Source organism: Daejeonella rubra (assembly GCF_900103545.1).
In the GTDB taxonomy this organism is placed as follows: Bacteria; Bacteroidota; Bacteroidia; order Sphingobacteriales; family Sphingobacteriaceae; genus Daejeonella; species Daejeonella rubra.
Map to the genome: position 1 here is coordinate 13,529 of NZ_FNHH01000033.1, position 22,329 is coordinate 35,857.

Annotated in this window: 10 protein-coding genes; all 10 read left to right on the top strand. The window is 40.0% G+C overall.

All coding sequences use genetic code 11. The annotated features are described in order from the left end of the window. Window positions 1-38: 38 nt before the first annotated feature. The 10 genes from BLR27_RS16445 to BLR27_RS16485 all read left to right on the top strand — a co-directional run bounded on the left by BLR27_RS16445 (window position 39) and on the right by BLR27_RS16485 (window position 22,312). Window positions 39-2,381, top strand: coding sequence for an O-antigen ligase family protein (locus tag BLR27_RS16445; protein WP_090706707.1), 2,343 nt, complete (start codon window positions 39-41; stop codon window positions 2,379-2,381). Window positions 2,382-2,500: 119 nt separating this feature from the next. Then, window positions 2,501-3,811, top strand: coding sequence for an arylsulfotransferase family protein (locus BLR27_RS16450; RefSeq protein WP_090706709.1), 1,311 nt, complete (start codon window positions 2,501-2,503; stop codon window positions 3,809-3,811). A gap of 4 nt (window positions 3,812-3,815) precedes the next feature. After that, on the top strand, window positions 3,816-3,992 hold the full coding sequence (locus BLR27_RS18585) for a hypothetical protein (RefSeq protein WP_176767728.1): 177 nt from the start codon (window positions 3,816-3,818) through the stop codon (window positions 3,990-3,992). Next, window positions 3,992-4,390 carry a hypothetical protein gene (locus BLR27_RS16455; RefSeq protein WP_090706710.1) on the top strand — a complete coding sequence of 133 codons (399 nt, stop codon included), beginning with the start codon at window positions 3,992-3,994 and terminating at the stop codon, window positions 4,388-4,390. Before BLR27_RS18585 ends, BLR27_RS16455 begins: the two co-directional genes overlap by 1 nt. After that, complete coding sequence (locus BLR27_RS16460; RefSeq protein ID WP_090706711.1) at window positions 4,371-5,429, top strand: sulfotransferase; 1,059 nt, start codon at window positions 4,371-4,373, stop codon at window positions 5,427-5,429. The genes BLR27_RS16455 and BLR27_RS16460 overlap by 20 nt, the downstream gene beginning before the upstream one ends. A gap of 13 nt (window positions 5,430-5,442) precedes the next feature. Beyond that, window positions 5,443-6,027 (top strand): adenylyl-sulfate kinase, encoded by a 585-nt coding sequence (cysC, locus tag BLR27_RS16465; RefSeq protein ID WP_090706732.1) that lies wholly within the window; start codon window positions 5,443-5,445, stop codon window positions 6,025-6,027. Between the two features lie 161 nt (window positions 6,028-6,188). After that, a complete protein-coding gene (locus BLR27_RS16470; protein WP_090706713.1) occupies window positions 6,189-12,629 on the top strand; it encodes a type I polyketide synthase in 6,441 nt (2,146 codons plus the stop codon). After that, on the top strand, window positions 12,629-17,035 hold the full coding sequence (locus BLR27_RS16475) for a non-ribosomal peptide synthetase (RefSeq protein WP_090706715.1): 4,407 nt from the start codon (window positions 12,629-12,631) through the stop codon (window positions 17,033-17,035). The genes BLR27_RS16470 and BLR27_RS16475 overlap by 1 nt, the downstream gene beginning before the upstream one ends. Beyond that, window positions 17,032-21,366, top strand: a complete 4,335-nt coding sequence (locus tag BLR27_RS16480) for a non-ribosomal peptide synthetase (protein ID WP_090706716.1) — start codon at window positions 17,032-17,034, stop codon at window positions 21,364-21,366. The genes BLR27_RS16475 and BLR27_RS16480 overlap by 4 nt, the downstream gene beginning before the upstream one ends. Window positions 21,367-21,463: 97 nt before the next feature. Beyond that, window positions 21,464-22,312 carry a cupin-like domain-containing protein gene (locus tag BLR27_RS16485; protein WP_090706717.1) on the top strand — a complete coding sequence of 283 codons (849 nt, stop codon included), beginning with the start codon at window positions 21,464-21,466 and terminating at the stop codon, window positions 22,310-22,312. Window positions 22,313-22,329: the final 17 nt, after the last annotated feature.

Sequence of the window (22,329 nt, forward strand, 5' to 3'; positions counted from 1 at the left end):
AATTTTCAGAGTTCAATGATTAGCAATGGCTTAAATTAATGGCAAAAAAAGAGAAGGGAAATACTCTGAAAGTCGCGATCGACCAGAGTTCTAAAGCTTCAGAATCAGGTATTAAAAAGACTGACCTTGCAATTTTATTATTATATCTAGGGGTTGATCTTATACCAAAATTAGGTTCAATTGAAGTGATGGGGCCGCAATGGCTATACCTGTCGATCTTAAATCTGATTTCAACTATTTATATATTTACACGATTTAAAGGCACACTAAACGGAATATTACAAAAATTATCTAAAAACATACTTTCCTTAATATACCTGTCGGTTTTTGTATTGTGTGGATTATCTATTTTCTTCGCACTCAATCCTATTGAATCTCTGGTCGTCTATTCCAGATTGATCGTTACAGTCATTGCCTTTCTCAACATCAGTATATTAATCTACCAACGGCCAAAACATATCGAATTCCTATTCCAGGCGGTAAGTATAATTGCAATATTTCAATGCATTCCATTATTGTATACTTACCTGAAACTGGTCAATGTATCTTCAACAGATGCCCTTATTTTAAGCTTAAAAGCAAATTCCGGCAATAAAAATGTAATGGCAGCAAGTTTTATTATTAAAACACCTATCATTATTTATTGTGTATTTAAATATTACTCCTTAGGGAGATACATCATTAATCTCATCTCACTTTCATTAGTTGTGATCATGATTTTTGTTCTAAATGCCAGAGCTGCCTACCTGGCCTTTTTTTTACAGATCATAATTTACCTGATCTTCCTGTTTATAAACAATAAACAAAATGGAATCAAGCAAACGATACGTCAATCCTTGAATATTCTTTTACCTGTACTATTCGGTCTTATTGTTTCACAAATTCTATTGATCATCCCCAATTCAAATTCGGGTTATACCACCTTAGATAAACGACTTGCGACTATCGCAGAAGAAAGCAATTCTTCTTCAAGTGCAAGGCTTTATTTCTGGAATAACGCAATGGAGCTGATTAAAGAAAAACCATTAACAGGAATTGGATATGGAAACTATAAAATTGAATCAATAAAATTTCAGAATGGTTATTTTAATGATTTCGATTATGCTAAACATGCGCATAATGATTTTCTCCAGATCACAGCTGAAGCTGGTATTTTAACCGGGTTTCTTTTTATTTCTATTTTTCTGATTGCCTTCATTTATACCTTAAAAACATGGCGTTCGGATTTGACATCAGAAATGAAAATGCTGAATGTAATTTCATTGATGTCCCTGGCAGGATATTTTGTCGACGCCATTTTTAATTTCCCTGCTGAGCGACCTGTCATGCAGATTTTCTTTGCTTTTATGCTTGCCATAAATGCTGTGATCTTCATGGATACAAGAAAATCAGCAACAGAAAGGTCATTTAGCTCAAATTTTAGTCCCCTGATATTACTTGTAAGCAGCACTTTAACATTAATTTCTGTTTATATATGCCTGCAGACCTATAAATCTATGAGAGTTCAGGTTTTAACTCACTATAATTTTGGAATTGTACAACCTGAAGTGAGCTATCTGGATGTTAATTCAAAATTCCCGGCTATCCCAAATCTTGCCGAAAATAATATTCCGATCAATGATACAAAAGCATGGTATTTATACCGCGCACAAAAATATGATGAGGCCTTATTATTCCTGAATCAGGACAAAGATGCAAGTCCTTATTTAATGTCTAAAGAATTGCTTAAAGCCGCAGTATATTCCGACCAGGGCCTGATTGACAGTGCACATTATTATTCTAAAAAGGGTTTTTTTACAAGGCCAAGAAACATGGCATTATTTCAATTAGTTACAACAACCAGTGTACAACTCAGGGATACGAGCACCATTCAAAAAGCATTTAACGAATTCCGGAAATACAGGAATGACCCAAAAGCATGGAAAATTTATTTAAAAAGCTTGATGCTTGCAGGTTACAACATGAAAAAGTTATTGTCTATTTCTGATAGTATTGCTAAAGTCTACCCAAAAGAAAGTGAAATTCAACATGCCCGCTTTTCAATAAGGGCAGCTTCATCCGCAAATAATAACAATTATCCGGAAGCTCTCAACTATTTATTAGAGATAATGAAACTATATCCAAATGATATTGAAAATTTTGAAAATATTGGACTTACCTATTATAACTTAAAAGATTATGCAAATGCAGAAATTTATTTAAGAAAGGTAACTGAAGCCGGGGTATATTCAAACGGGAAATCAGAGTTTTTTCTGGGCATTAGTCTGATTCAACTTGGAAGAAAGGATGAAGCTTGTACTTTCCTTAATCAAGCAGTCAAAAGAAACTATCCTCAAGCAAGCCTGATTTTGAATAATAACAATTGCCAGGTAAAGGATTAAAACCTTTCATTACCAGGCTAGTATTTATCAGTTTTGTTCAGGTAAAATATCATAAAGCAATTATCGATACCTGGTTTTTTACTTACTTTGTCTAATGATTGTTTACATTTCAATATATAATGAATAAAAAAGTACCCCTCTGGTTTGTTTTATTAATTGTTTGGGTATTCAGCATGATCACACTTTTCTTTGGATGGTCAGTTGGAAATATACTTGAAGGAGGACAAACGATCAGCGGGAATTCCAGATCCATCATACTTTCAATTGCTAAATTTCCTACTCTGGTTAGTGCAAGCATCAGGCAGATATTTGCTGAAATGCCTGTTATTATCAAAGACAGGTATCCCGAAGTTTCGGGACTAAAACTGAACGACAAAAATTATCGCGACAGCAATTATCTTCTTTTGTCAGCCTTTGATAAAGAAGCAGGACATTCCGCATTTAAATTAATTCGCCTTTCTGATAAAAAGGTCATGCATAATTGGGTACCTGATATTCAGGAGATCATGAGGATCAGAGATAAGGGAAGACCGATTTCTGAGTCGAGTAATAAAGGAAACATCGTGCTTTGGCATCCCTTACTGGCATCCGATGGCTCCATTGTTTTCAATACAGAAGATCGTTCACTTATTAAGATCGGCAAGGACTCTAAGGTGCTATGGAGTCTGGATGGGATTTTTCATCATTCTCAGGAATTTGATGCAGAAGGAAATATCTGGGCATCTTCCGTGATGGAAAAAAATCCGGAATTAATTTCCCGTTATTTCGATGATTACCGGGATGATGCACTGGCGCAGATATCGGCAAATGGCAAGCTGCTTCAGCAAAGGTCTATTTCTCAAATCCTGCTCGACAACGGCTACAGAGGTCTGTTATTGGGAATTGGCCCGATGGAAAGGGACCCACTGCACCTGAATGATATTCAGCCCGCTTTGAAAACAACTGAACACTGGGAAAAGGACGACCTCCTGGTCAGCATCAGAAATAAAAGCACCGTATTCTTATATCGCCCATCAACAAATAAGATCATCTGGCTTCAAACAGGTCCATGGTTAAACCAGCACGATGTTGATTTTATTGACGATCACCGAATCAGTATTTTTGGTAATAATATCATCCGGAATAAGAGCTACGATTTTATTGATGGGCATAATGAGGTTTACATTTTCGATTTCAGAACAAATGAACTGACTACACCTTATACAGCATTTCTAAAAAATGCCAAAGTTAAAACTATGACGGGCGGCAGATCTGAGATCTTAGCGAATGGAGATGTTTTTATTGAAGAAACCGACTTTGGAAGAATACTGAGAGGCAATTCCCAAAAAACGATCTGGCAATATGTAGAACGTGTAGATGAGAGTTCTGCAGCTGTTCTGGGCTGGAGCAGAATTTTAGATCCGGCAAATTTTACATTCCTAAATAACTAAAACAATGATACAATTAGTGATTTTAAACTTTATCATATTTGCTTATGTCGGGCCAGGCCTTGGCGGTGGTTTTATTGCAGCCATCATAGGAATTTTAATCTCAATCTTTCTGGCATTGTTTGCCATATTATGGTATCCTTTTAAAAAGCTGTTAGAAAAATTTAAGAAGAAAGAAGAATAATGGAGCTGATTGCAATAATCTATTTATTCATTGTATTTTTTCTGGTTGCATGGCTGGCAGATCGGCTGCCTTTCATGAAAACCGTTGGAGGGATTAACAGAATTAGCCGAAACTCTCTGGAAACGATACAATCTGAATCGATTGATGATGCAGCAAAACAAGGCATTTTACTGGGCAATTCTCTGGGAATCCTCAAACACTCGCTACTGATCATTGCTTTTACCGCATTGCTTGTGATCTTGCTTGTCATTTGCCTGGAAGCCAGTGTTTTTGTTAAACCTCTTAATTCGTCTTATCTGACAGACTTTCTGATCAGTATAAATGGGATCATACTTTCTATAGTTGCATTCCTTTCGTACTTTTTATTGAAAAAACTATATGGCAGATTCAGAGTATAATTTCTCTTCCAGATTTCTGCACCGCATGGCACTGCAATCTACCATGATGGCAGAAATATCGTTCGATGCCGAAAATAGCTTTGTCAATAAAAAAGGAATTGAGTTTTCAGATAGTCCGGTGTTTATTTCGGGACTTGCACGGTCTGGCACAACCATGCTCATGAGATATCTTCATGAAACTGGTCAGTTCAGGTCTTTGACCTATCTGGATATGCCATTTGTACTCATGCCGAATCTTTGGAAGAAACTATCCTATAAAAAACCCGCAACTGAGCTTAAGGAAAGAGCTCATCAGGATGGGATCATGGTTAGTTTTGAAAGTCCGGAAGCCTTTGAAGAAGTATTCTGGAGGGTTTTCTGTGGCAATAAATACATTGGCAAAGACCGTCTGGAATTACAAAAGATGGATAAAAGTGTTCTTAAAAAATTCAGGGAGTATATTCAGAATGTAATCCTGAGTACTGATGATCCAAAACAATCACGATACTTGTCCAAAAACAATAATAATATTCTGCGCCTCCCCTATTTGTTTGAAAGCTTTCCGGAAACCAAACTGGTGATACCATTTCGCGATCCATTGCAACATGCGCTTTCTCTTTTGAGTCAGCATAAACACTTTTCTGAAGTACAAAGCAAGGATAAATTCTCATTAGATTATATGAACTGGCTGGGTCATTTTGAATTTGGGCTGAACCAAAAGCCTTTCCATTTTGAAGATGATCATACTTTCATAGCGATGCAGAAAACAGATAAAATGGAGCTCAATTTCTGGTTGCTTAGCTGGAAGAGTTATTATTCCTATGCTCTGAAAAATGCAGGAAACAACAGTTTCTTTTTCAGCTATGAGGCATTTTGCATCAATCCCTCTGCTGTTCTTTCGAACCTGTTCAAAGGAATTGGCCTTGAAGCCTCAAGTGCAGATTTAAAACCATTTAGGCCTTCTGATAAAAACATCTCAGGATATGATAAGGATCTGCATAAAGACTGTATGTTGATCTATAATGAACTTGAAAGCCGCTTCAACACCTGGCAGCACTAAAAAACAATACAAAATGGGATCTCATCCAATAAACCTGAATGACAGACAAAAACATTTAAAACAACGATCCCTGGTGATCTGGTTTACAGGCCTTTCAGGTTCTGGTAAAACCACTCTGTCTGATGCTCTTGAACAGGAACTTTACCAGAGAGGCTATAAAACCTATATCCTTGATGGAGACAAGATAAGAAACGGACTGTGCAAAGATCTTGGCTTTTCTGAGTATGATCGTGCTGAAAATATACGCAGAGTAGGCGAAGTTGCCAATCTGATGATGGATGCCGGATTGATAGTCCTTTCTGCTTTTATTTCTCCATTTGAAGCAGATCGTAATCTTGTCAGAGAGATGATAGGCGCCGACAATCTGGTACGTGTATTTGTTGATTGTCCGATTGAGGTATGTGAACAGAGAGATGTCAAAGGACTGTACAAAAAAGCAAGATCCGGTGAAATAAAATCATTCACCGGAATCAGTTCGCCATTCGAAATCCCGGAAGAATCTGAACTTATTCTAAAAACCGCAGAAAACAGTAAAGAGGAGCTGGTCGGCATGATTCTTGAATTTATTCTACCAAAAATTAATTTTATTTCAGAATAATCAGAGTTTAAAAAAAGATTTTCCGATCAAATCAATTTGAGATCCAGGAAGCTTTTTTGAAAATTCTTTAGCAAAAAGTGTAAATACTTAACCTAAAGTAAATAAACTCTGGCTATTTTAGAAGTTTAGAAAAGGCCAGCCTATTTCGGGACAAATAAATTATGTTAACACCAGAGGAAAAAGAAAAAGTTCTGTTTTCGTTCAATAATACTACTATTGAATTTCCAGGTGCTTACAATTATTGTGACCTTTTTAACCAGCAGGTTTTATCAAGTCCCGGGCAGATTGCTGTTGTTTTTGAAGACAGGGAAATTACCTATTCAGAGCTGGATTCCGCATCCAATCAAATTGCCAATAATTTAATTTCCAGGGGCTTACAAAAAGAAAGTCTGATAGGAATATGCCTGGACCGATCCATAGAAATGATCACCGGCATACTGGGTATTCTTAAAGCCGGGGCCGCTTATATGCCAATTGACCCTGAGTACCCTGCCGAACGGATCAATTTTATGCTGGAAGATTCAGGTCTGAAACTAATTTTGACCGATCAAAAAACCTTTGATAATTCAGATTTTCTAAGGGATGAAAAAAGCTGCGAAATCATCATTCTCGACTCCGGTAATACCCGCATTCAAAATTTTCCATCCACTTCACCGGATATATTAATCAAGCCGGAGGATCTGGCCTATGTCATTTATACCTCCGGTTCCACCGGTCGCCCGAAAGGGGTAATGAACGAGCATGGCGGACTAGTAAACAGGCTCAAATGGGCTCAAAGCTATTTTAATCTGAATAAGAACGATGTTGTTTTACAAAAAACGACCTTTTGTTTCGATGTCTCTGTTTGGGAATTATTATGGCCGGTCATGGTTGGTGCAAAACTGATTTTTGCAAAGCCGGGAGGACAAAAAGATAGCGCTTACCTGGAACAACTAATTGAAAAAAAACAGGTTACAACGATACACTTTGTGCCTTCCATGCTCGAGATATTCCTCCTCGGAATTCAGGAAGGTTCCTGCACCAGTCTGAAACGGGTACTGTGCAGTGGTGAGGAACTTATTCCCCGATATGTATCCACATTTGGGGAAAAATTGGGACATGTCGATTTATTCAATCTCTACGGTCCCACAGAAGCTGCAATTGATGTTAGCTGCTGGGCGGTTCCCAAAAACACTCCTAAAGTATCGATTGGAAAACCTGTTGCCAATACCAGTATTTACATTCTTGATGAAAAAATGGAGCCTTGCGGCTTAGGTGCAGAAGGTGAACTTTATATTGGTGGAATACAGGTAGCAAGAGGATATTTAAATCGCCCGGAACTAAATGTGAGCAGATTTCTAGAAAACCCATTTGCCGGAGGCCGTTTATACCGAAGCGGAGATCGGGCCCGATGGCTTGAGGATGGGAATATTGAATATCTGGGCCGTTCAGACGAACAGGTAAAAATCAGAGGATTCCGAATTGAGCCGGGAGAGATTGAGAATGTCATTCTTGAGTTTGGCGGCATCAGACAATGTCTGGTACATGTGAAAGAGGATATTGCAGGCGATAAAAAACTGATTGCTTATATTATAGCCTATGAAGGGAAATATGACGTCAGAAAATTAGAAAATTATTTAAGAGCAAGGATTCCTGACTATATGGTTCCTGCCCATTTTATAGACATTCCTGAACTGCCGCTTAACAGCAGCGGTAAAACCGACCGGAAGGCACTTCCTTCCCCTGGAATTGAACGACCGGAACTTAATGTACTTTATAAAGCAGCAATTACAGAAACAGAAAAGCTGCTCGCAAAACTTTGGGCTTCGATCTTAAATCTGAATAAGGTTGGCGTAAACGACAACTTTTTCGAGTTGGGCGGAAACTCACTTCTTGCCCTACGCTTTGTTGCCGTCTTAAAGCAGGAACACCAGCTAACTTTGCCGGTAACACGACTTTATCAGGATCCTTTCATCAGTAAAATTGCTGCCTTCCTGAGTGGAAAAGTAAGCTCTGGCAGGACTTTAAAAATAAAAAATAAAGCATCCGGGACAGACATTGCCGTGATCGGGATGTCGGGACGGTTTCCGGGAGCAGGAAACATCGAAGAGTTATGGGAAGTATTGAAGGCTGGCAGGGAAACAACCAGCTTTTTTTCAGAGAATGAACTTGATTCCTCTATACCCACTGCAGTTCGAAATGACCCCAACTATGTAAAAGCAAGAGGTATTATTGAACAGGCTGAGTATTTTGATTCCAAATTCTTTGGGATGAATAGCCGGATGGCCGAATTAATGGATCCTCAGCAAAGAGTATTTCTTGAAATTGCCTGGGAAACATTAGAAAGCACCGGATACCTTGCTGAAAAATTTGATGGAATAATTGGAGTGTTTGCAGGTAGCGGGTCCAATACCTATTACCTCAACAATGTACATACACGACCCGATCTGATAGCTCAGGCAGGCAATTTTCAGGTCTCCACATTGAATGAAAAGGATTATATCGCCATGCGAACAGCCTATGAATTAAACCTCAAAGGTCCTGCTGTAAGTGTTTATTCAGCTTGTTCAACTTCATTGCTAGCCATCGTTCAGGCTGTTGAAAGTCTTAGAAAAGGGCAATGTGAACTCGCTCTTGCCGGAGGAAGTGCAATTACTTCCCCGATCAGGAGCGGCCACATCTATGAAGAAGGCGCTATTTTGAGTAAGGACGGACATTGCCGGCCATTTGATGCTGATGCCAGTGGCACAGTTTTCAGTGATGGAGCAGGAATTGTTCTCTTAAAGAACAGAGCCGATGCCGAGCGTGATGGAGATACCATTTATGCGATCATTAAGGGCTTCGGACTTAATAATGACGGTGCAGGAAAAGCAAGCTTTACCGCACCAAATGCTGAAGGTCAGGCAGATACGATCAGTATGGCTATTGCCGATGCCGGAATAGATGCGTCTTCTCTAAGTTATATTGAAACCCATGGAACAGCAACTCCTGTAGGTGATCCTATCGAGATCGAAGGATTAAGAATGGCCTTCGGACAACAGGATAAAAGACAGTTTTGTGCTCTGGGATCAATTAAAAGTAATATGGGACACCTGACCCATGCTGCTGGAGTAGCAGGGTTTATCAAAACAGTACTTTCTCTGCACAATAAACAATTGCCCCCTTCCCTGTTCTATGACCGACCCAACCCGGATATCGATTTTGGAAACAGCCCATTTTATGTTAATTCAGCACTCAAAAACTGGGAAAGTGAAACTAAAAGGCGTGCAGGAGTTAGTTCATTTGGAGTTGGTGGAACAAACGTCCACGTTATACTTGAAGAAGCAGAAACTCAACCTATAAAAAGCGAATCCCTAGAAAAAAAACAGCTTATCTGCTGGTCTGCCGTATCTGAGAATAGTTTAAATGATTATGGTAAAAAGCTTGCCGGATACCTTGAAAAGTATCCGGAGACGGAACTTGCCGATATTGCCTACACCCTTCAGCTAACGAGACAGAATTTTGCTCAAAGACGCTTTATTATTGCCTCAGATACCCGGGATCTGTTAAGAAAATTAAAATCAGAAGATAAACAGGCAACTGACACAAAAATACTTCAGGAAAGTGCCACGGAAGTAGCCTTTCTATTCCCGGGACAGGGTTCTCAATACCCAAAAATGGGAAATGAACTTTATATTCAGGAACCGGTTTACAAAAAGGCTGTTGATGAATGTGCAGAGCTATTGCTGCCATGGCTTAAAGAAGATATTCGCGACATACTCTTTGCGAAAATTTCAGAAGAAGAAAAAATACATCGCACACGCTATACACAACCTGCATTATTTGTTACTGAATATGCCTTAGCCAAACTTTGGATGAGCTGGGGAATCAGGCCGGCTGCATTATGCGGACATAGTATAGGAGAATTTGCAGCTGCTCATTTAGCAGGCATATTCAGTCTTGAGGATGCATTAAAACTCGTTTCAGAACGTGCACGTTTGGTGGATGAATTGCCGGGCGGAAGTATGCTGGCCATAAAGGCAAAAACCTCAGTACTGGAGAGCTTGCTGCCTGGTGGATTATCTTTAGCTGCTATCAACAGCCCCGATCTTTGCGTAGTATCTGGTCCTTATCAGGAAATTGAAACTTTTTCAAAAGCCATGCTGGAAAAAGGTCTTCCTAACCGCATTATCCAAACCAGCCATGCATTTCACTCAGCCATGATGGATGGGATGAAGGAAAAATACCAGGCGGTAGTAGAATCTGTAAACCTGAACCCTCCAAGAATACCAATAGTTTCTTCTGTTACCGGTAATTGGATGAGTGAAGCAGAAGCAACAAGTACAGCCTACTGGGTTGAACAGATACGTTTGCCGGTTCGTTTTGCAGATGCGATCAGCACACTTTGGGAAGATAAAACCAGGGTATTACTCGAAACCGGGCCAGGAAATGCAACAGCACTATTTGCCAGACAGCAGGCCAGAGGAACAACACTTACTGCCATTGCCGGATTTGAAAATAAGGGTGAATACGCTGAAGTTCTTAGATCTTTAGGCAAACTCTGGCAGAACGGGATCATTCCTGACTGGCCAGGTTTATATGAAGGTAAAGCAAAGCGAATTATGCTTCCGAACTATGCATTTGATCGCAAACGTTGCTGGATAGAGCCTGGTCAGACATCCTATGAAAACGCTTCCGGTCTGATGGCAGAAGAAAATTTAGAGGCCATTGATCAGAGTTTAACAAGAAAAGATATTCTGATCCGTAAAATAAAACGGATCCTGGAAAATGCATCCGGCATTGAGATGAATTCGGTTGATACTTCATTAAATTTTATAGAGATCGGCCTTGACTCCCTGCTACTGACACAGGTAGCGATCACTCTCAAAAAAGAATTTACTCTTCCGATCACGTTCAGGCAGTTAAATGAGAATCTGAACAATATGGATCTATTGGCAGACTATCTGGATGCCGGTCTTCCTACTGATGTCTATGCGGCTAAGTCTGCATCTGATAGAAAACATTCGATAAGTCCACTAAACAAAATATCTGCTTTAGAAGGCATATCACCTGATGAAGCCAAAGAGATAAGCAAACCATTTGGTGCAAGTCCGCGTATTGAGAAGCAAAGTCAGGAATTAAATCCTGCTCAGGCAAGCTTTTTAGCAGAACTTATCAAACGCTATAATACCAAAACACAGGGGAGTAAATCATACACCCAAAAGCATAGATCGTACATGGCAGATCCTCGTGTAGTTTCAGGTTTCAGACCTTTGACCAAAGAGATCATCTATCCGATCGTTGTTAAGAAATCAAAAGGAAGCCGCGTCTGGGATCTTGATGATAATGAATATATCGATGCCCTAAACGGATTTGGATCCAATATGCTTGGTTTTCAGCCAGATATAATCCTCAATGCCATTAAAGAACAAATGGACAAAGGTTATGAGATCGGTCCGCAACATGAACTGGCAGGCGATGTTTGTAAATTAATCTGCGAATTTACCAATACTGACCGTTCTGCCTTATGCAGTACGGGATCAGAGGCCGTTTTAGGCACAATGCGTATTGCGCGAACTGTAACAGGCCGATCACTTATTGTTGCATTTTCAGGATCATACCATGGAGTTTTTGACGAGGTGATCATCAGAGGTACCAAAACATTTCGTTCTATTCCAGCTGCTCCCGGAATTATGCCGGAAGCAGTTCAAAATATGCTCATTCTTGATTATGGTACAGATGAAAGTCTGAGGATCATTCAGGAAAGAGGCAATGAAATTGCAGCAGTATTGGTTGAACCGGTACAAAGCAGGCGCCCTGAATTCCAACCCATTGAGTTTTTAAAGAAACTCCGGGTGATTACAGAAAAATCAGAATCGGTATTGATCTTCGATGAAGTGATCACAGGATTCAGAATGCACCCGGGTGGTGCCCAGGCTCTATTTGGCATACAACCAGATATCTCTTCCTATGGAAAAGTAATTGGAGGCGGCTTACCTATAGGTGCAATTGCAGGAAAACGGCGGTACATGGATGCCCTGGATGGCGGTTCATGGGAGTATGGAGACCAGTCGGTTCCTGAAGCAGGTGTGACTTATTTTGCCGGTACTTTCGTAAGGCATCCTTTAGCTTTGGTTGCAGCAAAAGCATCTCTTGAATACTTTAAACAAAGAGGCCCTGCTTTGCAGGAAGAATTAAATAATAAGGCAGCAGTACTGACGAACTCCCTGAATAGCATTTGCAGGAATCTAAATATTCCGCTGACAGTTGTTGGGTTTGGTTCTATGTGGAAGATCAAATTCAAGGATGAAATACCATACAGTGAGCTTCTTTTCACCCTAATGCGGGAAAAAGGCATACATATCTGGGATGGGTTTCCATGCTTTGTCACTGAAAGTCATACAACAACTGAATTAGAGAGCATTGCAGAAGCTTTCAAAAACAGTGTAATTGAGCTGATTTCATCTCATTTTTTGCATCCTGAAGCGAATAAATCAGCTAATTTTGAGCCTCAAGGTGCAGAAAATATCCCACCTGTTCCGGGAGCAAGATTAGGTAGAGACAGGGAGGGAAATCCTGCCTGGTTCATTGCTGACCCGGAACAACCTGGCAAATACTTACAAGTAAAACACAAGAATTTATAATGGAAGAACAAGAATACAGCTTTCAATCAATCGAATTCGACCCATTTGCAGGGCCTGAAATAGAGAAGGCCGTACCAGCAATCGAGCCTCAATCCGAAATTTGGACTTCATGCCTGATCGGAGGAGAAGATGCAAACCGTTCTTATAATGAATCAGTTTCACTTAAACTCCAGGGTCAACTTGACTTAGAGTCGCTTGAAAGAGCATTGACCGATCTGGTAAAAAGACATGATGCTTTACGCTCCGGATTCAGTGCCGATGGAAAGCAATTATGTGTATTTTCTGACAGCAAACCTGATTTTCATTTTAAAGATATCAGCGAAAAGGATGTAAACCTTCAGCAGGAACATATTGAGCAGTTTCTTGTTCAGGATGCTAAAACATCTTTCAACCTGATCACAGGACCATTATTCAGGGTCAACCTTTTTAAACTTGCTGAATCTTCTCATCATCTTACACTTTCTGCCCACCATATCATTTGTGATGGCTGGTCGATCAGCATCATTATGCAGGACCTTGGAAAGCTATATTCAGCCTATACAAAAGGCCAAATGGCATCACTGGAACCAGCTCCCTCCTTTGCTGATTATGCATTGAGCCAAAGAGTATTTCAGGGAAGCGAAGAATACAGAACTATTGAATCATTCTGGCTTAATCAATTTAAGGATGAGCCGACCGAACTTGATGTTCCAGTTGACTATCCAAGGCCGGAAATAAAGACCTATAAAAGCCGCCGCGATGATTTTGAGCTTAAGCCCGAACTCATTGAAGCAGTTAAAAAAATGGGAGCAAAGGCCGGATGTAGTTTTGTAAGCAGCATGCTGGTCGCATTTGAGGTATTGCTTCACAGAATAACCGGACAAAATGATATTATATTGGGTATTCCCTCAGCTGGCCAATCATCGGAAGGTAATAATGGACTAGTAGGGCATTGTGTCAATATGCTTCCTTTGAGAAGCAGACATCATGGTGAAAATACCTTTATCGACTACCTTAAGCTTAGGAAGCCAGCCATATTTGATGCCTACGAAAACCAGGCTTATACCTTTGGCAGCCTACTGAAAAAGCTCAATATTTCCAGAGATGCTTCAAGAGTACCACTGATACCCATCGTTTTCAATATTGACATTGGCTTAAATGAAGGAGTAAAATTTGAAGGAATAAGCCATGAGCTGATCATCAATAAAAGAGAATTTGAAAATTTTGAAATCTTCTTAAACGCCAGTGGTTCAGGCGATTCCCTGATCCTTGAATGGTCATATAATACGCAAATTTTCAAGCCCGAATCAATCAAAGGGATGATGGAGGACTTTATCTCACTCCTGGAAACCGTTACGAAGGAACCTGAAATTAAAATAAAGGATATACAATTTACAGAATCCCCCAGTTCATTTGAATGGAATAATACCGCTGCAGACTACCCTAAGGATAAGGCAGTTCATGTTCTGATCAGTGAAACTGCAAATAAATATCCGGATCATACTGCCTTAAGTTTTCAGCATGAAAAATTAAGTTACAGAGCGTTAAATGAAAAGGCTAACCAACTGGCCCATTTTCTGATTGGTGAAGGAATTAAGCCTGGCGATATAGTTGGTCTGGCTCTCGACCGATCTGCTGACCTGCTTATCTCTCTTCTTGCGATAATGAAATCGGGTGCAGCTTATGTACCTCTTGATCCGGCATATCCCAAAAAACAGATCGGGTATATGCTGAATGATTCTTCTGCTAAACTTTTACTTACTTCAAAGAATTATCAGAATAAATTCGCTGGTGACGTGAGGGAGATTATCATGGAGGATATCAGGGAAGAAATTTCCGGATTTTCAACAGCAGATCCATCTGTTGAAGTAAATGGTTCTGATCTCGTCTATCTTATTTATACATCCGGTTCTTCCGGTAAACCTAAAGGAACACAGATCGAGCATCATAATCTGGTTAACTTCCTTTATAGCATGAAGAAAGTTCCAGGTATTAGTCAGGACGACCGGCTGCTGGCAGTTACAACTATTTCCTTTGATATTGCCGGACTTGAGATCTACCTCCCACTCTTAAGCGGAGCAGAACTGGTTCTGGCCGATACGGAAACTACCAAAGATGGACGACTATTATTAGATCTGATCCGCTCTGAAAAGATCAGTATCATGCAGGCTACTCCTTCAACATGGAGAATGGTTCTGGATGCTGGCTGGGACATGCCGCTAAACATTAAAGTTCTTTGCGGAGGAGAAGCCTTTCCAAAAGATCTGGCGCACAGCTTATTAGCCAAATGCAGTACTCTCTGGAACATGTATGGTCCTACAGAAACTACTATCTGGTCGACAATTAAACAAATTACCAATTACGATAGTCCGATAAGCATCGGCAGACCGATTGACAATACACAGGTTTATATCCTTGATCAATATCAAAAACCGGTTAGAGTAAATGGAACAGGTGAGATCTTTATTGCAGGAGATGGTCTTGCCAGGGCCTATCTGAATAAATCTGAACTTAGCGATTTAGCTTTTGTCAAGAATGTCTTTTCGGATGATCCTGACAAGAAAATGTACCGGACAGGTGATCTTGGAAAATATTTGCCTGATGGCGACATTCTTTGTCTTGGTCGTGCAGACAATCAGGTGAAGATTCGTGGTCATCGTATTGAACCTGGTGCAATTGAAGATTCTTTGAATGGCCTTCAGGGAGTAAAAGAAGTAGTGGTAATTGCCAGGGAAGATCAGCCCGGTGATAAACGATTAACAGCTTATATCGTTCCAGAAAATTCTACCGAAGAAAGCAAATCACCATCCTGGCAGGAACGCTGGGAAGACCTTTATAAAAGAGGCATACAATCTGAAAGCGATCTTGACATTACTGAACAGCAGCTGGATATTGCTGTTGCTCAGGAAATTAGCGGAAGAACAGACATCAAAGAGGAAGTTGAAGAGTGGCTGGCACAATCTGTAAACCGCATTAAAGCACTGAATGCAAAAAATGTAATGGAAGTTGGATGTGGAGCCGGACAGCTTGTTTTTGAACTGGCACACTTTTCAGAAAATTTCATTGCCACAGATTATGCAGAAACTGCCATCGAGAAGCTCAAAGAAAAATTGAAAGCAGAACCTGAAAAATGGAAAAATGTAAGGGCAATAACAGCGCCTGCTGAAGATTTTTCTGCAGTCAAAGCAGCATCATTAGATCTCGTGATAATAAATGGTGTGGTCCAGTATTTTCCAGATGCGGGCTACCTGATAAAAGTAATTGAGGAAGCATCGAAAGCTATAAAGGCCGGTGGATGCATTTATATTGGAGATATGCAGGGCAAAAGTACCCTGCCTATGTACCATGCATTTGATCAACTTGCCCGTACAGATGACCATCTGAGCATTGCAGAATTTAAAAAGATCTGCGCACGCCGTGTCAGGCTGGAGGATGAACTGGTGGCAGATCCAGGATTTTTCTATATGCTCCGGGAGCTTATTCCTGGAATCAGCGGAGTTGATGTTCAACTAAGGGAAGGAAAACATATTAACGAAACCACCAAATATCATTATGATATCTGGCTCCATGTTAACTCAACAATAGAAACTACGAAAAGTGATATTGAACTGGTTTGGCAGCCAGGATTTACTGAAGACTGGCTAAAAAATGAACTGGCAAAATATCCGTCAAAAATTATACGTCTCCGGAAGGTATATAACCTCCGGACAGCTGATGATCATTTGCTGCAATGTAAGCTTGAAAACATTACTGATGATGCTCAGGTAAAAGATTTGAAGCTTAAATCGGCCGAAACGGATCAAGGACTGAATCCTCATATATTCTGGGCAATAGGCAAAGAGTTTGGGTATAACAGCCATGTACGCTGGACCAGTAATGGTTCTGATGGTTTATTTGATGTGATATTTATTCCTGCAGATCAAAAAAATAAAATACCTCAGGCAGGTGAAATTATTCATCCGGAGATGCAATCAGCTTATGAATATGCACGGGAAACCTATTCCGGAGAACTTCAACTTTCTGCAGAACAGGTTCAGGAATGGAAAGAAGCGCTAAAAGAGCTTTTGCCAGCAACTATGATCCCATCTGATTTTGTTTTACTTAAAAAATTACCTCTACTTCCAAATGGAAAGATAAATAGAAAAGATCTGCCCAAACCTGAGGAGAAGGCGGAGCATAAACAGGAAAAAGATCTGCCACAAACACATACTGAAAAGTTAGTCGCAAAAATATGGGCAGAAACTTTAGGTTTAGAATCCGTAGGTTTGAAAGACGACTTTTTTGAACTGGGTGGTCACTCACTTATTGCAGTACAGGTAATGATTCGATTAGAAAAAGAAACAGGTTTAAGATTACCATTGACAAGCTTGTTTAAATTCACAACGTTAGGGGAATTTGCACCTTTATTTTCTGAAGCATCCAAATGAGTGTAAACGGAGATAATGGTATCAACCACAATTCTGAAAAGGTATTTGTACCTGCCACAGAGTCGCAGCAAGAAGTCTGGATATCCTGCTTACTTGGAGGTGATGATGCCAGTCGCTCCTATAATCTTTCCGTTACCTTAAACCTTTCAGGTGAACTAAACCACAGTTTTTTTGAGCAAAGTATTCAGGATCTTGTTAACAGGCATGAAGCGCTCCGATCAGTTTTTACTGAGGACGCCTCCCAGGTCTGCATTTACTCTGAATTCAAACCTGAGATATATTTTGAAGACATTAGCACAAATAATGACGATCAAAAGCAAACTTTTATAACGAATTATATAAAGGCGGACACTAATACAGTCTTCGACCTGTCAAATGGCCCTCTCTATAAATTATCTCTTTTCAAACTTGATAAAAACAAGCATGTACTGATCTTTACTGCGCATCATATCATTTGTGATGGCTGGTCTATGGGCCTTTTTCTTGAGGAACTGGGCAAGATATACTCAGCTTATTTAAATGGAATTCCGGATGGATTAGATCAGGTTAATTCATTTACTCAGTATGCATTGGATCAAAAGAAGTTTTCCAATAGCAAGGAATATGAGCAAATAGAGCAATTCTGGATCGATCAGTTCAAGGATGGTGTCCCTGTACTTGACATCCCGATTGATTTTCCTCGTCCGGCAGTCAAAACTACCAAAAGTGCGCGCTATGACACTGTTATTGATAATGATCTCCTTTCTGAAATAAAAACTCTTGGCAGCAAAAATGGATGCAGCCTGGCTATTACCTTCAGAGCTGTTTTCGAGATCCTTCTATATAAACTTAGCGGACAGAATGATCTGGTTCTGGGGCTTCCGGCAGCTGGGCAGGCTGCAACAGGAAATTACAATTTGATGGGGCATTGTATCAACCTCCTCCCCATCAGAAGTCATTTAAATGAAGACATAACTTTCCTCGAATACCTGAAGGATCGAAAATTTGCAACTTTGGATGCATATGACAATCAGCAGTTCACATTTGGAAGTCTCTTAAAAAAATTAAATATCCCGCGTGACCCTGCAAGGGTTCCCCTGGTCTCCTATGTGTTCAGCATTGACATGGGAATGGGAGAAGCGATCAATCTTGAAGGATTAAAGTCGGAAGTTATTTCGAATAAAAGAGACTACGAGAATTTCGAAATTTTCGTGAATGCTACGAGTACGGAGGCGGACTTTAAACTTGAATGGACTTATAATACGCAGCTTTTCAAGGAGGAAAGAATCATTAAGATGACGGATAGCTATCTGTCATTATTATACGCTGTTATAAAAGAACCGGGAATTAAAATAAGGGATATTCTGCCTGTTGACCCATCTGAATCAGAAGCAAAAATTACCGGGTGGAATGATACAAAGGTTGATTATCCAAAAAACACGACAGTACACGAATTTGTTTCCCTGAATGCCGAGAAATATCCGGATAAAACGGCCATCAAATACAAAAATTCATCCCTTAGCTACAGTGAACTGAATGAAAAGGCCAACCGAATCGCTTCTTATTTAGCTGAAAATCAGGTTTATAAGGGCGATACTATTGCTTTGATCCTTGACCGGTCAGTGGAAATGATGGCCAGTTTACTGGCAATAATGAAATCAGGTGCTGCTTATATCCCAGTCGACCCTGACTATCCTGTCAAGCGTATTGAATATATGCTTGCAGACTCATCAGTAAAGCTTTTAATAAGTTCAGCAAAATATAAAGGCCGATTTGCAACTCAGGATATAAAAGAGGTAATACTGGAGGAGATCGGAGATCAATTATCCGGGTATGATGGTAAAGGTCCTGAAATTAACGTACAGGGAACTGACCTCGCCTATGTGATCTATACCTCAGGATCAACCGGACAGCCAAAGGGAATAGCAGTTGAACATCATAGCCTGACCAATTTTTTATGCAGCATGCAAAAACGACCGGGCATATCTGCCGGCGATAAATTACTTGCTGTCACAACCATTTCATTTGACATTTCAGGCCTTGAATTATATCTCCCATTAATTAGCGGAGCTGAGCTCATTCTTACAGATGCAGATACGGCAAAAGATGGCCGGGAATTACTTGATCTGGTCAGATCTGAACAGGTTAGCATCATGCAGGCTACACCATCCACGTGGAGAATGATGCTGGAGAGCAATTGGGACGAGTCTTTTGACTTGAAGGCACTTTGCGGTGGAGAAGCTCTTCCTAAAGACCTTGCACAACTATTACTTGAAAAATGCAGCTCTTTATGGAATATGTACGGACCAACCGAAACAACTATTTGGTCGGCGGTTAAGCAGATAACAAACAGTGAAGATCCCATAACGATTGGCAGCCCCATCGATAACACACAGTTCTATATTCTTGATCAGCATCTTCATCGAGTTCCAATTGGTAGCACAGGAGAAATTTATATTGGTGGTGAAGGACTTGCCAGAGAGTATATCAATAAGTCTGAATTAACGGAGAAAAGCTTTATAAAGAATCCATTTTCAGGTGGAAGTTCAGAAAGGATCTACCGTACCGGGGATCTTGGGAAATTCATGCCTGAAGGTGAAATACAATGCTTCGGCAGGATCGACAATCAGGTAAAGATCAGAGGCTATCGAATTGAATTAGGAGCAATAGAAGAAGCTCTGAACATCCAGGAATCAATAAAAGAGTCGGTTGTTCTGGCCAGGGAAGATCGGCCGGGCGACCAAAGGCTGGTTGCCTACATTGTTCATCAAACGGAAGCTAACACGATCGCCACAGCGCAAGAGATCGCAGCCTGGAAAAATGGTCTCAAAGAGATCCTTCCATCCTACATGATCCCCGGCGACTATATACTTCTGGAAAAAATACCATTACTTCCCAATGGAAAAATCGATAGAAAATCTCTTCCTAAGCCCAATGAAATAAGCAACAAGGATAAAAATAAGGAGCTCCCAAAAACTAAGACAGAGAAACTGGCAGCAAAGATCTGGGAAGAAATATTAAGCTCTGGGCCGATTGGCTTAACTGATGATTTCTTCGAACTGGGGGGCCATTCTCTGTTGGCTGTTCAGGTAATGATACGTATTGAAAAGGAAACAGGAATAAAACTCCCTCTTACTACCCTGTTTAAAGCACCAACACTGAATCAATTTGCAGGCTTAATCGAATCAGGAAAAACAGATCAACCTGATGAGAAACAAACTAATACCGAAATTAAAACCCCTTTAGAAACCAAGGATATAAGTGATGATTTTGTACCACCACGAACTGACATTGAAAAGCTGGTTGCAGAAATCTGGGCAGAACATCTCGGTATTGAATCTGTAGGTGTTTATGACGATTTCTTTGAATTGGGAGGTCATTCACTAATGGCCATAAGGGTTCTCAACCAACTTGAGAAGGAGACAGGAAAACGACTTCCTTTAGCCACATTATTTGAGCATACAACTGTTGAGGCGATGGCTTTGATGCTTAAAATGGATGCTAAATCAATCACATGGGATTCATTGGTAGCCATTAAACCACATGGTCAAAAAATGCCTTTATATATTGTCCACGGTGCGGGATTAAATGTACTTTTCTTCAATACATTGGCGAAAAATATGGATCCGGAGCAGCCTGTTTATGGTTTACAGGCAAAAGGGCTGAACGGAATAGATGAACCATTAGAGAAGATCGAAGATATGGCTGCTTATTATATCTCCGAAATAGTGAAGCAAAACCCAAAAGGACCCTATGCTCTCGCAGGATTTTCATTCGGTGGTATCATAGCCTATGAAATGGCAAAACAATTCAAAGCAATGGGTAAAGATGTAAAAATGCTTGCCATGTTTGATACCTATGCATATCAGTCGGACAGGTATGAGCCAACATTTAAAAAGTTATTTAACAGTACCCGTTACCTTACCAAGCAGCTATTATATACATTCACCTTATTTTTCGAAGATCCCAAGCGCACCATTGAATATAAATCTGAAGCAATTAAACGAAGGTTTATCCAGTTATACTGGAAATTAAAATATGGCGACAAGCAAAATCAGGAAGGCTTTTTCGGGTACGCAAATAATATTGATATAAAAAACATCCAGGCCTGGGAAAAATACATCTTTACCCCATACAATGGCACAATTGAGCTTTTCAGAGCAAAAAAACGCACATTTTACATGAATGACTTTGAATATCTTGGATGGAAGCCTTTTGCTAAGAAGGGTATTAATATCCATGAGATCCCGGGTGAGCATAATTTTATTTTTGCTCCACCAAACGACAAAGAATTTGCCAGTATTCTCCAGCAATGCCTGGATAAAGCTGCAGATAAAAAGAGGGGCGATTAAACAGACAGCTTTAAATTGATTTTTAAAATATAATCTTATAGTTAATTAATTTACTTTTAATGTAATATTATTGCCCAGCATTAAATCATTCAATCCAATGATAATAGAAAAAAAATCAGGCATCTCTTACGAGGAGTTTATGGAGGATCATTATAAAGCGCGGGTACCACTTGTGTTTAAAAATGCATCAAAAGATTGGAAAGCACATAACTTAATCACACCTGAATATTTAAAACAGAATTTTAGCGAGCGGAGCACGATTATTGGTTCAAAAGAATATACCATTGGGGAAATACTGGAGCATGTGGCAGTAAGTACCCCTGAGAATCCGGCACCATATCCTGCAATATTTGAGATAAGAACCCAGCTAGCTGAGATACTACCATTAATCCAACCGGTGAACATAGGTTATGCTAAACCAAACTGGTTTGAAAGCAAGGCATTCATTCCCGGAAAAATGGGAAACAGTCTCGAGTTATTCATTGGAGGAGTAGGATGTCAATTTCCATTTGCACATATCGATCAGTATTATACCAATGCATGGATCACCCAGGTTTACGGTGAAAAACAGATCACTATATTTCCGCAGGGACAGGATGAGATGCTTTATCCAAAACCTGAAAATCCATATGTTTCTGAGGTAAATATTTTCAATCCAGATTATAACAAACACCCGAAATTTAAGTATGCTACACCTATTACAGCCACCATACTGCCGGGTGAAACCCTATTTATTCCACGAGGTACCTGGCATACCGCACAAGGTTTAACAACAAACATCTCGATCATATTTGATCAGATCAACCATCTGAATTTCAATCAATGGAAGAGTGATATCTGGCATTTCAAAAAGCGAAACAGTTTGATGAATGCAGTTGCCAGCTATACTTATGCGACAGCCGCAGGTGCTTATTGCAGACTAAATGATCTATTTGGCAAAACCTAATTCTGAAGTTTCCATCA

What these genes read in the sequence shown, in the direction of transcription:
- BLR27_RS16445 (WP_090706707.1), top strand. Translation starts at nt 39, where the DNA reads ATGGCAAAAAAAGAGAAGGGAAATACTCTGAAAGTCGCGATCGACCAG.
- BLR27_RS16450 (WP_090706709.1), top strand. Translation starts at nt 2,501, where the DNA reads ATGAATAAAAAAGTACCCCTCTGGTTTGTTTTATTAATTGTTTGGGTA.
- BLR27_RS18585 (WP_176767728.1), top strand. Translation starts at nt 3,816, where the DNA reads ATGATACAATTAGTGATTTTAAACTTTATCATATTTGCTTATGTCGGG.
- BLR27_RS16455 (WP_090706710.1), top strand. Translation starts at nt 3,992, where the DNA reads ATGGAGCTGATTGCAATAATCTATTTATTCATTGTATTTTTTCTGGTT.
- BLR27_RS16460 (WP_090706711.1), top strand. Translation starts at nt 4,371, where the DNA reads ATGGCAGATTCAGAGTATAATTTCTCTTCCAGATTTCTGCACCGCATG.
- cysC (WP_090706732.1), top strand. Translation starts at nt 5,443, where the DNA reads ATGGGATCTCATCCAATAAACCTGAATGACAGACAAAAACATTTAAAA.
- BLR27_RS16470 (WP_090706713.1), top strand. Translation starts at nt 6,189, where the DNA reads ATGTTAACACCAGAGGAAAAAGAAAAAGTTCTGTTTTCGTTCAATAAT.
- BLR27_RS16475 (WP_090706715.1), top strand. Translation starts at nt 12,629, where the DNA reads ATGGAAGAACAAGAATACAGCTTTCAATCAATCGAATTCGACCCATTT.
- BLR27_RS16480 (WP_090706716.1), top strand. Translation starts at nt 17,032, where the DNA reads ATGAGTGTAAACGGAGATAATGGTATCAACCACAATTCTGAAAAGGTA.
- BLR27_RS16485 (WP_090706717.1), top strand. Translation starts at nt 21,464, where the DNA reads ATGATAATAGAAAAAAAATCAGGCATCTCTTACGAGGAGTTTATGGAG.